We start from the raw sequence: 13933 nt of genomic DNA, 5'->3' as shown, positions 1-13933 counted from the left end.
CTTGCCAGTTGTCATGGCGTGAGCCATGTTTTATGGCAAGAATTCATTGCGAGGTGAGGGTAATGGAGAAAATAGTGCTCGATGCCACGGACCGCGCCCTGCTGCGGCTGCTGCAGCGCGATGCCAGCCTGTCGTTGGCGGCGCTGGCGGAAGCCGTGCATCTGACCACGTCTCCCTGCTGGAAGCGCCTCAAGCGCCTGGAAGAGTGTGGCGTGATCACCGCACGGGTGGCGTTGCTGAATGCCGAGCTGATCGGCATGGGGCTGACGGCCTTCGTGCAGCTCAAGACCCGCGATCACTCGCGGGCCTGGTTCGAGCGTTTCGTGGCCATCGTCGAGGAGATCGAGGAAGTCACCGAGTTCTATCGCATGGCCGGTGACTACGACTATCTCCTCAAGGTGCAGGTCGAGGACATGAACGCCTACGACCGCGTCTACAAGCGGCTGGTCAACACCATCGACGAGCTGAGCGACGTGTCGGCCCGCTTCGCGATGGAGCGCATCAAGACGACCACCGCGCTGCCGCTGTGATGGCTGCCAGGCGGTGACGCCTGATCGCCGGTTGAGCACCGCGCGCCAGCGCGCTCAATAACCGTGCTCGCGGCTGATGCCGGTCAGCACTTCACCCCGCTGAATGCGACGAATGTTGTCGGCCAGCTGGTCGGCGGCCTCGGCCACCGGGGTCGGCGCGGCGGCATGCGGCGTGATGATCACGCGCGGCTGGCGCCACAGCGGGCTGTCCTCGGCCAGTGGCTCGTGCTGGAAGACATCGAGCAGGGCGCCCCTGAGCTTGCCTTCCTCGAGCGCCGCGACCAGATCCTCCTCGACCACGCTGCTGCCGCGCCCCGGATTGATCAGCACGGCGTCGGCGGGCAGGGCCTGGAAGACCTCGGCGTTCAGCACGTCTCTCGTGGCCGGGGTATTGGGCAACAGGTTGATCACCGCCTTGAGGCCGAGCGACTCGTCACCCAGCACTTGCTTGAGCGAGCGGCCGCCTGCGCCGGTCTCATGGTGGCAGGTCACGCCCTGCAACGTGTGGGCGCTGCGGCTGAAGCCATGTACCGGATAGCCGTCTGCCGCCAGCGACTCGGCGATCTGGCTGCCGATGGCGCCGAGTCCGAGCACCGCCACCGGGTACTGGTGGGCGCGCACCACGCGGTGCGGGGCCCACTGGGTGCCCGCCTGCTGTCTGGCGTAGCGGTCGAAGTCACGCCGAAAATGCAGCAGGCCGTAGCGCACGTAATCCAGCATGTGGCTGGCCATGCCGGCATCGCTCAGCTTGAGCACCGGCACATCGTCAGGCAGTGCCGGGTTGTCGAGCAGGCTGTCGACGCCCGCGCCCAGATTGAGGATCGCCTTGACGTCATGATCACGGTGGCGCTCGAACAGCGCCGCAGGCGGCGCCCACACCACCAGTACATCGCCCAGCATCTCGCCGTCATCGGCAACGATTTCCAGCGGCGCTTGTTTTGATGACGGTTCCGACGACTCGCCTTGCCGCGACCCCTTGGCGCCGGCGGCATCGCACAAGCGCTGACGCAGAGCATCGCACCAACGTTCGGCGCGTTCGTGATGTACCAGTATTCGCATGCTGTTCTCCTCTTCAGGGGCGCTGGGTGGCGGGTCGGGATTTTTGAGCTGTCCCGGCCTGTTCGTAGGCTCTGTTCGTGGCTCTGTGCAAAGGGCCTGGAGTTGTCGCCTCACCATGCGCCATTGCCTTGCGGGCATGGCCGGCTCGCGGGCGGCAATGGCGCAGGCCTTGCAAGGGCTCAAGCGAAGGGCGACAGTGCCAGAGTCGTCCTTTGACCCGTTGTTGGCAGAGTGACAGACTCGAATCCAGAGGGGAATTCGGATGTACGCATGTACGCCGACCCTGCCGACCCGCAGGGCGCAACGTTCGCTCGCGGCGCAGGCAGGCAGTGTCAGCCCGGTGCGGCTGGCAGGTCGGTCACCCGCCGCCTGGCCCTGCGTATGGCCACTGGCTCCGCCCCAACGTGCTGCTTGCCTCAAGGCCTGATCGAAAAGGAGCGCTGCATGAGTCAATTCCCGCCCCATACTGGTGCGCCCCAGCCAGCCTTCGCTGGCCTGGCCACCTTGCCCAGCAGCGAGGCACCGGCCACCGAGAGTGACTGGACGCCACGCGCGCTGTCCGCTGGCCGTCAGGCCTTCACCATCGGCGAGTATCGCGCGCGCATCCAGCGGGTGCGTGAGGCCATGGCGCGCGCCGGCATCGATGTGATGGTGATTTCCGACCCCTCCAACATGGCGTGGCTGACCGGCTACGACGGCTGGTCCTTCTATGTGCACCAGTGCGTGCTGCTGGGGCTCTCCGGCGAGCCGGTCTGGTACGGGCGTCGTCAGGACGGCAACGGCGCGCTGCGTACCTGCTGGATGGGTGAGGACAACATCCTGTGGTATCCGGATTACTACGTGCAGAATCCGGACATGCATCCGATGGAGTTTCTCGCCCAGTCCATCCTGCCGCAGCGTGGCTGGCACGATGGGGTCGTCGGGGTCGAGCTCGACAACTATTACTATTCGGCGCGTGCGCACCTGTCGCTGGTCAAGGAGCTGCCCCACGCGCGGCTGGTGGATGCCAACTCGCTGGTCAACTGGTGCCGCGCGATCAAGTCCGAGCAGGAAATTGCCTACATGCGCGTGGCCGGACGCATCGTCGAGCGCATGCATTCACGCATTCTGGAGATGATCGAGCCGGGCCTGCCCAAGAGTGCGCTGGTCGCGGAGATCTACCGGGTCGGCGTCGAGGGCGTGATCGGGCCCGAGGGTGAGATTCTCGGTGGCGACTATCCGGCCATCGTGCCGCTGCTGCCCACTGGCAGTGATGCCGCCGCGCCGCACCTGACCTGGGATGACACGCCATTTCGTCAGGGCGAGGGCACCTTCTTCGAGCTGGCCGGCTGCTACAAGCGCTATCACGCACCGCTGTCGCGTACCGTGTTTCTCGGCCGTCCGCCGCGCGATTTCGTGCGTGGTGAGTCCGCCCTGCTGGAAGGCATCGAGAGTGGTCTGGCCATCGCCAAGCCCGGCAATCGCTGCTGTGACATCGCGCTGGCGCTGGGCGCGGCGATGGACAAGTACGGCTTCGACCGTGGCGGCGCACGCTGCGGCTATCCCATCGGCATCAGCTATCCGCCGGACTGGGGCGAGCGCACCATGAGTCTGCGCCCCAGTGACGAGACCGTGCTGGAACCGGGCATGACCTTCCACTTCATGCCCGGCATGTGGATGGACGACTGGGGCCTCGAGATCACCGAGTCGATCCTGATCACGGAAAACGGTGCCGAGCCGCTGTGTGATGTGCCGCGCCAGCTGTTCGTCAAATAGCCTGCCGACAAGTGTCAGCAGCCCGCCATAACAAGGAGTGGTGTCATGCGAGAGTCCCCCGTCAGTCTGACCATCGATCTGTTCGCCGATGGCGTTCAGCACGGTTTCTTCAAGCTGCCGATCTCGACTGACGAGTCGGCGTGGGGCGCGGTGATGACCCCGATCAGCGTGATCGCCAATGGTGAGGGGCCGACGGTATTGCTGACCGGCGGCAATCATGGCGACGAGTACGAAGGCATCACCGCGCTCTACAAGCTGGCGGCGCGTCTGACTGCCGAGGACGTCAAGGGCCGTGTCATCATCGTGCCGACCATGAATGCGCTGGCGGCCAAGGCCGGGCGGCGTTGTTCGCCACTCGATGGCGGCAACCTCAACCGCAGCTTCCCCGGCAGCCCCACCGGCGGCCCGACCGAGCAGATCGCCGACTATTTCACCCGGGTGCTGGTGCCGCAGTGCGACTATGCGCTGGACCTGCATTCCGGCGGCCGCACCCTGGATATCCTGCCGTTCGCGGCCGCGCACCGTCTCGACTATCTCGAGGAGTCGCTGGGCGTCGAGCAGTGTCGCCTGCAGGAAGCCGAGAGCCTGGCCGGGGCGCTGGCCTTCGGGGCACCCTCGGCGATGATGATGTTCGAGCTGGACGCCGAGGCGCTCTATGACACCGCGGTGGAGCGCCAGGGCAAGGTCTTCGTCACCACGGAGCTGGGCGGCGGCGGTTCCACCACGCCGGAGCGTCAGGCGATCGCCGACCGTGGCGTCGACAACTTCCTCGCCTTCAGTGGTGTGCTGCGCGAGCGCAGTCGCGCGGATCTGGAGCAGGACATCGAGCGCCAGCGTGCCAGCCAGGCGAACGCTCCGCTGTTGATCGACATGCCGGATGCCAGCTGTTACGTGCAGAGTGAGCATGAAGGGCTGCTGGAGCTGTGCGTGGCACTCGGCGAGCAGGTCACGGCGGGGCAATGCGTGGCGCGGGTCTATCCGCTGGGGCGTGCCGGTCAGGCGGCGGTGGAATATCGCGCCGCCCGTGATGGCGTGCTGGTGGCGCGGCGCTTCCCGGCCCAGGTGAGTCTGGGCGACACCCTGGCGGTGATCGCGGAAGTCGTGGACGACCTGGCGCGAGAGGCCTCATGAGCGCGAGTTCCTCCCGCTCGCAGCCAGCGCCGAAGCTGGATGCCTTCGATCTCAAGATTCTGGCGATACTCGAGCGCGATGGCCGCATCACCAAGTCGCGGCTGGCCGAGGAGATCAACCTGTCGGTCAGCCCGTGCTGGGAGCGCGTAAAGCGCCTCGAGCAGGCAGGCATCATCGAGGGCTATGCCGCCATCATCAATCAGCAGCGCCTGAGTGATCAGCAGGGTGGCGCTGCTCCGGGGGCTGCCCCGCGCACGCCGGTGTGGGTCGAGATCCACCTCAAGCATCATGATGCCGGCAGCTTCCAACGCTTCGAGCGTGCCATGCGAGAGGCGGATGAGGTGATCGAATGCGTCGCCGTCGGCGGCGGGGTGGACTACCTGCTGCGGCTGGAGACCGCCAGCATCGATGCCTATCAGCGTCTGGTCGATCACTGGCTGGTGTCAGAGCTGGGCATCGATCGCTATTTCACCTACATCGTCACCAAGCAGGTAAAATAGGCGCGCCGGGCGCGGACTTGTCGTCATCTTGCCGTCCCGCTTTTCAGGCTCACTTTCTTGACTCACTTTCCTGGCTCATTTTCCTTGATCGCAAAGGGGATCGCACGATGGATAGACTCACTGCCATGCAGGTGTTTCGCGCCGTGGTAGAGGAGGGCAGTTTTGCGGGCGGTGCTCGTCAGCTGGGGCTATCCAACGGCATGGTCAGCAAGCAGATCTCGCGCCTGGAAGCCGAGCTGGGCGTTCGCCTGCTGATGCGCACCACGCGCAGTCTGCAGCTGACCGCCGAGGGCGAGCATTACCTGGCGGGTGCCTGTCGTGTGCTCAATGACCTTCAGGCGCTGGAAGACAGTCTTGGCGAGCGCCAGGGCGAGGTTCGGGGGCGCTTGAAGATGTCGGCACCGATGGATTTCAGCATCCAGTGTCTGATGCCGGCCCTGGCGCATTTCCGCCAGACCTACCCCTATGTCGAGCTCGACCTGCGCCTGGAGGATCGCCATGTCGATCTCATGGCCGAGGATTATGATCTGGTGATTCGCGCCGGTGCGCTGTCTGATTCCAGTCTGATCGCGCGCCGGCTGGCGGGTACCCAGGTCGGGGTCTATGCCAGCCCCGGTTACCTGGCCGAGAATGGCACGCCCGAGGTGCCGGAAGACCTCGCCCATCACCGCTGCCTGAATTACACCCAGCAGCGTGAAGGGCCGGTGTGGAGCTTCATGGTCGACGGGCGGCCACGCAAGATCCGCCTGTCGCCGACCTTCAGCTGCGACAGCGGGCGCGGGCTGGTCGAGGCCGCTGCCCAGGGCATCGGCATTACCTGCAAGCCGGATTTCCTGGTGGCCAATGACGTCGCCAATGGCCGTCTGGTGCCGCTGCTTGTCGACTACTGGTGCGCGCCGGTGGATATCCATCTGGTCTATGCCGAGCGCGACATGCAGCCGGCACGCCTGCGGGCATTGATCGAGGTGCTGTGTGAGCACTTCGCCCGGATTGGCCATACGATGATGCCCGACGTGCTCGCCACGTCATCGACAGCCGTTCGCGACACCACGGCCGTGAATGATGCCGGGCAGAACGATCTGTCACCGCTCGAGGCTGTGAAGCCGGGTCTGCGGCCGTGATAGACTCCGCGCCCTTGTCCCGTCTGTTCGAGTCGCCCGTCTCCATGATGATTGTCGCCAGCGGTATCTGCCGATGAGTCCTGCCCGCCCAGGCGACACGCCTGCCTCTGCTTCCCGTTCTTCTGCCCCGGTGCTGGTCTTCGATTCCGGCGTCGGCGGGCTGTCCGTCGCCGCCGAGATCCGCCGCCAGTGGCCGCAGCTGTCGCTGGCCTATGTCTGTGACAACGCCGCGTTGCCCTATGGCACCAAGCCGGATGACTGGTTGATACCGCGCATCGTTCAGGTGTGCGTGGCGGCCGTCGAGGCAAGCGGGGCACGGGCGTTGGTGGTCGCCTGCAATACCGCCAGCACCCTGGCGCTGACGGCGCTGCGCGCAGCGCTGTCGATTCCGGTGATCGGCACCGTGCCCGCCATCAAGCCGGCGGCGACGTTGGCACGTGCGCGTCAGAGTGCAGCACGTCGTGAGAAGTGCGAGCCGCCGGTCTTCGCGTTGCTGGCGACATCCGCCACGGTGCGTCGCGCCTACACCGAGCAGCTGATTCGTGACTTCGCCGCCGACTGTCGCGTGATTCGCGTCGCCGCCGATCCTCTGGTCGCGGAGGCCGAGCGGCGTCTGCGCGGTGAGCCGGCGCGCCCCGAGGTGGTGGCGGCCAGTCTGGCTGATCTGGCGGCGGTCGAGGCGCTGGAAGTGGTGATTCTCGGCTGCACGCATTTCCCGCTGCTCGGCGCCGACATCTCGCAGGTGCTGGGCGAGTCTCGGGTGGCGCTGGTGGATTCCGGCGCGGCAATCGCCCGCCGCGTGGCGGAAGTGCTGGCGCTTGGTGCTGCGGCGCAAGCGGCTGATCAGCAATTCGCTCAGGCTGCTCAGCAAGTCGCCCAAGAGGCTGAACCGCAAGTCGCTCAAGCGGTTCAACCTGCACCGCGTGAGCACCTGGCACTGGCGACGGATGCCCGGCAGCCGGGGCTGGCCACGGCGTTGGCCAGTCAGGGCTTCGCGGCGCCGCAGGCGCTGTCGTTCGACGACTGAGGGGCAGGGGCGTTGACTCTCGCGGCCCCCTTGCACCTGCCTGCTCCCGCCTTGGCCCACCATTTGGCGCTTGAGCTTCGCGCTGCCGATGGTAGGCTAGCGCGCCCAACCTTTGAATGGACGTGATCGGCATGGTTCACCATGACGTCCCCGCGTCCCTTTGCTCATCGTTTCAGTGCTGCGGTATGCCCGCAGGCAGGAGTCAGTGTGGCCATCGCCGTCGTCGATCCCAGTCAGTATGAACAGCAGCTCGCCGAGAAGGCCGAGCAGACCCGCGCACGTTTCGCTGCCTTCGATGCGCCGGAACTCGAGGTGTTTCCCTCGCCGCCCAGCCATTACCGCATGCGGTGCGAGTTCCGTATCTGGCACGAGGATGATGACCTCTATTACGCGATGTTCGAGGTCGAGTTCGACGACGAGGGCAACAAGAAGAAGACGGTCGTGCGCATGGACGACTTCCCGGTCGCCAGCCAGCGCATCAATGAATTGATGCCGCTGCTGCGTGAGCGCCTCAAGGCAAGCCCGGTGCTGCGCGAGCGTCTGTTCCAGTGCGAGTTCCTCACCACCCTGAGCGGCGAGGCACTGGTCACGCTGATCTACCATCGCAAGCTCGGCGAAGACTGGGAAGCCGAGGCGCGTGCGCTGGAAGAAGAGCTCGACATCATGATCATCGGGCGTTCGCGCAAGCAGCATATCGTGCTGACGCGCGATCACGTCTTCGAGCGTCTCGAGGTCGATGGTCGCGAATACGTCTATCAGCAGGTCGAGAACAGTTTCACCCAGCCCAATGCCGAGATCTGCCGCTCGATGCTCAGCTGGGCACGTGACGTGACCCATCCTGACAAGGCGCAGGCGGAAGGCCGTGAGCAGGGCGATCTGGTCGAGCTCTACTGCGGCAACGGCAACTTCACCATCGCGCTGGCCGAGAACTTCCGCCGCGTGCTGGCCACCGAGATCTCGCGCACTTCCGTGGCCTCGGCGCAGGTCAACCTGGCGGCCAACGCCATCGACAATGCCCAGGTGGCGCGCATGTCGGCCGAGGACTTCTCGCTGGCGCTGGCGGGCGAGAAGGCGGGCCGTCGTGTCGCGGAGATGGACCTCGACAACCACGACTTCCGCACCGTGCTGGTCGATCCGCCGCGTGCCGGCCTCGATGCCGACAGCTGCGAGCAGACCGCGCGTTACGAGCGCATCGTCTATATCTCCTGCAACCCGCAGACGCTGATCGACAACCTTGAAGTGCTGTGTCGCACGCACCGTATCGAACGCTTCGCGCTGTTCGATCAGTTCCCGTATACCGACCACCTCGAGTGCGGTGTCTATCTGGTTCGCAGATAAGCGCATCTTCAAACCGACAGCCGATGTCGCGCCCGCATGAGCCAGGCATCGCGGCAATCGTTTGAAAAACCAGAGCCCCGTCGTCATCTACCTGTCAGGTAGGGGACGACGGGGTTTTTTGCGCACATGACAGTCACTCGAATTAGACTTTCGTTTCATGCGCGGACCGCCAAGTCAATACCCGATGCACAGATGTAATGCTGCATGACCAATATGGAACAGGCATGGGGCAGAGGCGCAGACTGCGCTAGTCTGTGATGCACTGCATGAGTCTGTGCTGCAACGCCTTTCTGGCCGGTGCAGGCTCTCTATGACTATTTTCCCTGATACATCCATCAGGTCAGTCGAGGTGATTGATGCTACACGTGGCGACGGACGGCAAGCAGGAATTTCTTGCGCAGCTCGAAGAGCAGCTGGACAAGCGACTTCCCAAGGACAAGGTGGACGTGATCGCGGCGTTTGCGCGCGACTATCACGCAACGGCCTCCTTCGAGGACATGGCCGAGCGCAAGCTGGATGACCTCTACGGTTCCACCCTGGCCGTATGGCACTTCCTGCAGAGCCTCGAGGCTCCCAAGGTGCGTGCCTACAACCCGGACTTCGAGAAGCATGGTTGGCAGTCGACGCACACCATCATCGAAGTGCTGCACCCGGATATGCCGTTCCTGGTCGATTCCGTGCGTATCGAGCTCAACCGTCGTGGCATCACCGTTCACGCCATCCACAACGCCGTGCTGGCCGTTGCACGTGATGACGCCGGCCAGCTGGAACGCGTGACGGCGCCACGTGCCGAGAACGCTCCGCAGCACCGCGAGTCGCTGATCTACATCGAGGTCGATCGTCACAACGACGCCGAGACACTGGAAGACCTCGAGACCAGTCTGCGTGAAGTGCTGGCCGAAGTACGTGTTGCCGTCGCTGACTTCGACGCCATGCGCAGCCAGGGCGCCCAGGCGCTGCAGGAGCTGCGTGACAACCGTCCGCCGACCGTCTCCGAGGCTGACCATCAGGAAGCCTGCGACTTCATGCAGTGGATGGGCAACGACCACTTCACCTTCCTGGGCTATGACGAGTACACCGTCGACGAGCAGGAAGACGGCACCCGTGTGCTGAACAAGGTCGAAGGTTCCGAGCTGGGGGTGCTCAAGCTGGACCTCGAGCGCTATCACGAGCAGTCCCGTCACCAGCAGAGCGTCAACAGCGATCAGTACGTGCTGATCCCGGAGCTGCTGTCCTTCGCCAAGAGCGCCTTCCACGCCCGCGTGCACCGTCCGGCCTACCCGGACTACATCACCGTCGAGCGCTTCGATGAAGAAGGCCGCGTGATTGGCGAGCGCCGCTTCCTGGGGCTCTACACCTCCACGGTGTACAACCAGAGCCCGCGCAACGTGCCGATTCTGCGTCGCAAGGTGCAGGACGTCATGGAAGCCGCCGGCGTCAACCCGAAGGGCCACAACGGCAAGCACCTGCTGCAGATTCTGGAAGTCTATCCGCGCGATGACCTCTTCCAGATCTCCACGGACGAGCTGACCCGTACCGCCACCAGCATCCTCAACATTCGTGAGCGTCGTCGCGTGCGTCTGATCGTGCGTGAAGACCGCTTCGGCAAGTTCTTCTCGGTACTGGTGTTCGTGCCGCGCGACGTCTATTCCACCGACCTGCGTGTGCGCATCCAGAATCTGCTGTGTGAAGAGCTGAACGCCACCTTCGGTGACTTCACGCCGTACCTGTCCGAGTCCGTGCTGACGCGTATCCAGTTCATCCTGCGCTTCAAGGGCGATGAGCCGGGCCAGTACGACATGCGCGCGCTGGAGAACAAGATCGCTCAGCTGGCCCGCAGCTGGCGTGACGAGCTGCACGCCGCCATGGTAGAAGGCTTCGGTGAAGAGCAGGCCAACGAGCTGATGACTCGCTACCGTGATGCCTTCCCGGGCAGCTACCGTGATGACTTCTCGCCGCGCACCGCCGTCTATGACGTGGGCCACCTGCGCGCGCTGGACGAAGGCCAGGCCGTCGGCCTGAGCACCTATCGTCTGGTCGAAGACGACAACTCCGGCGTCAACCTGAAGCTGTTCCACAAGCATCAGCCGATTCCGCTCTCCGACGTGCTGCCGGTGCTGGAAAACCTCGGTCTGCGTGTCATCGGTGAGCGTCCCTACGAGATCACCCGCACCGATTCCTCCTGCTGGGTGCACGATTTCGACCTCGAGCATCACGGCAAGGGCGCGGTCGAGCTCTCCGAAGTGCGCGAGAGCTTCATCGAAGCCTTCAAGAAGATCTGGTCCGGTGAAGCCGAATCCGATGCCTTCAACCGCCTGATCATCGGCTCTGGCCTGGACTGGCGTGAAGTGGCGATGCTGCGTGCCTACGCGCGCTACCTGAAGCAGATCCGCTTCGGTCTCTCCCAAGCCTACATCGCCAATGCGCTGGGCAGCCATCCGGACATCACCCGCGAGCTGGTGCAGCTGTTCAACCTGCGCTTCGATCCGCAGGGTCAGGGTGGCGAGGATGACGTCAACGCCTGCCGCGAGCGCATCAATGGCCTGCTCGACCAGGTCTCCAGCCTGAACGACGACCGTCTGCTGCGTCGCTACGTCGACCTGATGATGGCGACGCTGCGCACCAACTTCTTCCAGCCGGCAGAAGATGGCCAGGCCAAGGACTACATCAGCTTCAAGCTCGACACGCGCAGCATTCCTGACGTGCCGAAGCCGCGCCCGATGTTCGAGATCTTCGTCTACTCGCCGCGCGTCGAAGGTGTTCACCTGCGTGGCGGCAAGGTCGCACGTGGTGGTCTGCGCTGGTCTGACCGTCATGAAGATTTCCGCACCGAGGTGCTGGGTCTGGTCAAGGCACAGCAGGTCAAGAACGCGGTCATCGTGCCGGTCGGCGCCAAGGGCGGTTTCGTCTGCAAGCGCATGCCGGAAACCACTGACCGCGACGTGATCCAGAAGGAAGGTATCGCCTGCTACCAGATCTTCATCCGCGCACTGCTCGACATCACCGACAACCTGTCCGGTGGTGACGTGGTGGCCCCGACGGCCGTCGTGCGTTACGACGAAGACGACCCCTACATGGTCGTCGCGGCCGACAAGGGCACTGCGACCTTCTCCGACATCGCCAACGCCATCTCCAACGAGTACGGCTTCTGGCTGGGCGATGCCTTCGCCTCCGGTGGCGCCAACGGTTACGACCACAAGGGCATGGGCATCACCGCCAAGGGCGCCTGGGTCAGCGTGCAGCGTCACTTCCGCGAGATGGGCATCAACATCCAGGAAGACGAGTTCAGCGTGGTCGGTATCGGTGACATGGCCGGTGACGTCTTCGGCAACGGCATGCTGCTGTCCGAGAAGATCCGCCTGGTCGGTGCCTTCAACCACCGCAACATCTTCGTCGATCCGAACCCGGACACCGCGAAGAGCTTCGCCGAGCGCGAGCGTCTGTTCCGTCTGCCGCGTTCCAGCTGGGACGACTACGACAAGAGCCTGATCAGCGAAGGCGGCGGTCTGTTCTCGCGTGATGCCAAGACCATCGCCATCAGCCCGCAGATGAAGGAAGTCTTCGACATCAGTGCCGACCATCTGGCGCCCAACGAGCTGATCAACGCGATGCTCAAGGCGCAGGTCGACCTGATCTGGAACGGCGGTATCGGAACCTACGTCAAGGCGTCCAGCGAGTCCCATGCCGATGTCGGTGACAAGGCCAACGATGGCCTGCGTATCGATGGCCGTGAGCTGCGCTGCAAGGTGGTGGGCGAAGGCGGCAACCTGGGTCTGACCCAGCGTGGTCGCATGGAAGCCGCGGCCCAGCAGGGCGTGCGCGTCAACACCGACTTCATCGACAATGCCGGTGGCGTGAACTGCTCGGATCACGAGGTCAACATCAAGATCCTGCTGGACGACATCGTCGCCCGCGGTGATCTGACCGACAAGCAGCGCAACCAGCAGCTGGCCGAGATGACAGACGAAGTCGGCGAGCTGGTGATCAAGGACAACTATCGCCAGACCCAGGCGCTGTCGCTCTCCGAGCAGCAGTCCAGGGAAGGCATGGGCGTCTTCCGTCGCTTCATCAATGAGCTGGAAGCGGCCGGCACCCTGGACCGTGAACTCGAGTTCCTGCCGTCCGATGAAGCGCTGATCGAGCGTTCCAACGCCGGTGAAGCCCTGACCCTGCCGGAACTGTCCGTGCTGGTCTCCTACGCCAAGAGCGATCTCAAGACCAGCTTGATCGCCTCTGACGTGCCGGACGACAGCTACGTGCAGCAGCACCTCGAGCGCGCCTTCCCGCGCGTGCTGATGGAGCGCTTCCCGGAAGAGATGTACCAGCACCGTCTGAAGCGTGAAATCGCCGCGACCCAGATCGCCAATGACCTGGTCGACCACATGGGCATCGCCTTCGTGCGTCGCCTGGAAGACACCACTGGTGCCGACAAGGCGGAAATCGCGCGTGCCTACATCGTGGCGCGTGACAGCTTCAATCTGGAAGCGCTGTGGACCCAGATCGAGGCCCTCGATCACCAGGTGCCGGCAGAACTGCAGTACCGCATGATGGGTGACCTGATGCGTCTGATGCGTCGTGCCACTCGCTGGTTCCTGCGTCAGCGCAGCTCCATGGGCGTCAAGGAATGCATCAGCCACTTCGCCCCGCGTCTGGCTCAGCTCTCCGAGAGCATCGGTGAGCGTCTCAAGGGCGAAGCCCGCGAGAACTGGGAAGCGCGTCGCGACAGCTATGTCGAGGCAGGCGTGCCGGAGGCCCTGGCCAGCACCATCGCCGCGACCTCAAGCCTCTATGCAGGGCTTGGCATCATCGAGGCGGCCAAGGCGACCGGCGAGAAGATCAATCGCGTGGCAGAAGCCTTCTACGGTATCGGCCATCGTCTGGAGCTGCCGTGGGTCGGTGACAAGATCAACGGCCTTGAGGTGCAGGACAGCTGGCAGGCGCAGGCACGTGAAAGCTTCCGTGATGATCTCGATCGTCAGCAGCTGGCACTGACCGTCAGCGTGCTCAAGCAGGACAATGCACCGCGCGAGATCGATGAGCGTGTCGACAGCTGGATGGCCAGCCACGAGAGTCTGGTCAGCCGCTGGTGCTCACTGCTCGGCGAGATGAAGGGCGGTGCTCAGCTGAGCTTCCCGCTGTTCGCGGTCGCCCTGCGCGAGCTGGTCGATCTGGCCGAGTCCAAGCGCGAAGCCTGATGCTTTCGGCCTCGGAGGCAGCAAGAGGCTGACGCAAGTGGCGAGCATCTGATGACTCGCTGATAGAAGCCCTCACCATTGGTGAGGGCTTTTTCATGTCGGGAATGAATAAAAAAGTGATAGCTGAAGCCTGCGGTAAGGTAACTGTCGTCAGCTGTCTGGTATGCTGAATGGCGACCAGTGCAGAGACTGATACAGGCCCTGATGGTTGCATCCTTTTCTGCAGACCCTGTTTTCAGTCCTTGATTTTCAGACCCTCATTTCAAGTCTCGGAGTC

General features: G+C 64.0%; 9 protein-coding genes. 8 read left to right on the top strand and 1 reads right to left on the bottom strand.

The genetic code is table 11. From position 1 onward, the window contains the following. Positions 1-74 precede the first annotated feature (74 nt). A complete protein-coding gene (locus CLAM6_RS14395) occupies positions 75-530 on the top strand; it encodes an Lrp/AsnC family transcriptional regulator (protein WP_043334316.1) in 456 nt (151 codons plus the stop codon). A 54-nt stretch (positions 531-584) separates the two neighbouring features. Here CLAM6_RS14395 and CLAM6_RS14390 read toward each other — a convergent pair whose 3' ends face one another. Then, positions 585-1589, bottom strand: coding sequence for a 2-hydroxyacid dehydrogenase (locus tag CLAM6_RS14390; protein WP_153636467.1), 1005 nt, complete (start codon positions 1587-1589; stop codon positions 585-587). Positions 1590-2033: 444 nt separating this feature from the next. Here CLAM6_RS14390 and doeA point away from each other — a divergent pair, with 444 nt between their 5' ends. The 7 genes from doeA (at position 2034) to CLAM6_RS14355 (ending at position 13656) form a co-directional block, all read left to right on the top strand. Then, on the top strand, positions 2034-3344 hold the full coding sequence (gene doeA, locus CLAM6_RS14385; protein ID WP_084589510.1) for an ectoine hydrolase DoeA: 1311 nt from the start codon (positions 2034-2036) through the stop codon (positions 3342-3344). 45 nt (positions 3345-3389) lie between these two features. Further along, a complete protein-coding gene (gene doeB, locus CLAM6_RS14380; RefSeq protein ID WP_153636466.1) occupies positions 3390-4475 on the top strand; it encodes a N(2)-acetyl-L-2,4-diaminobutanoate deacetylase DoeB in 1086 nt (361 codons plus the stop codon). Beyond that, positions 4472-4975: an Lrp/AsnC family transcriptional regulator gene (locus tag CLAM6_RS14375; protein WP_153636465.1), complete on the top strand. Its 504-nt coding sequence runs from the start codon at positions 4472-4474 to the stop codon at positions 4973-4975. The genes doeB and CLAM6_RS14375 overlap by 4 nt, the downstream gene beginning before the upstream one ends. A 107-nt stretch (positions 4976-5082) precedes the next feature. Then, positions 5083-6096 carry a LysR family transcriptional regulator gene (locus tag CLAM6_RS14370; protein ID WP_153636464.1) on the top strand — a complete coding sequence of 338 codons (1014 nt, stop codon included), beginning with the start codon at positions 5083-5085 and terminating at the stop codon, positions 6094-6096. A gap of 73 nt (positions 6097-6169) precedes the next feature. Beyond that, positions 6170-7123 carry a glutamate racemase gene (gene murI, locus CLAM6_RS14365; RefSeq protein WP_153636463.1) on the top strand — a complete coding sequence of 318 codons (954 nt, stop codon included), beginning with the start codon at positions 6170-6172 and terminating at the stop codon, positions 7121-7123. 207 nt (positions 7124-7330) lie between these two features. Beyond that, positions 7331-8461: a tRNA (uridine(54)-C5)-methyltransferase TrmA gene (trmA, locus tag CLAM6_RS14360; RefSeq protein WP_054555653.1), complete on the top strand. Its 1131-nt coding sequence runs from the start codon at positions 7331-7333 to the stop codon at positions 8459-8461. Positions 8462-8817: 356 nt separating this feature from the next. Next, positions 8818-13656, top strand: coding sequence for an NAD-glutamate dehydrogenase (locus CLAM6_RS14355; RefSeq protein WP_153636462.1), 4839 nt, complete (start codon positions 8818-8820; stop codon positions 13654-13656). Positions 13657-13933: the final 277 nt, after the last annotated feature.

The organism is Cobetia sp. AM6, from assembly GCF_009617955.1.
Taxonomy (GTDB): Bacteria; Pseudomonadota; Gammaproteobacteria; order Pseudomonadales; family Halomonadaceae; genus Cobetia; species Cobetia amphilecti.
Note: the sequence above shows the minus strand (reverse complement) of the source record. Positions and strands in the feature narration are given on the sequence as shown.

Bases quoted from the DNA above. Each gene is read 5' to 3' on its own strand.
- CLAM6_RS14390 (WP_153636467.1), bottom strand. From the start codon at position 1,589: ATGCGAATACTGGTACATCACGAACGCGCCGAACGTTGGTGCGATGCT.
- doeA (WP_084589510.1), top strand. From the start codon at position 2,034: ATGAGTCAATTCCCGCCCCATACTGGTGCGCCCCAGCCAGCCTTCGCT.
- doeB (WP_153636466.1), top strand. From the start codon at position 3,390: ATGCGAGAGTCCCCCGTCAGTCTGACCATCGATCTGTTCGCCGATGGC.
- CLAM6_RS14375 (WP_153636465.1), top strand. From the start codon at position 4,472: ATGAGCGCGAGTTCCTCCCGCTCGCAGCCAGCGCCGAAGCTGGATGCC.
- CLAM6_RS14370 (WP_153636464.1), top strand. From the start codon at position 5,083: ATGGATAGACTCACTGCCATGCAGGTGTTTCGCGCCGTGGTAGAGGAG.
- murI (WP_153636463.1), top strand. From the start codon at position 6,170: ATGAGTCCTGCCCGCCCAGGCGACACGCCTGCCTCTGCTTCCCGTTCT.
- CLAM6_RS14355 (WP_153636462.1), top strand. From the start codon at position 8,818: ATGCTACACGTGGCGACGGACGGCAAGCAGGAATTTCTTGCGCAGCTC.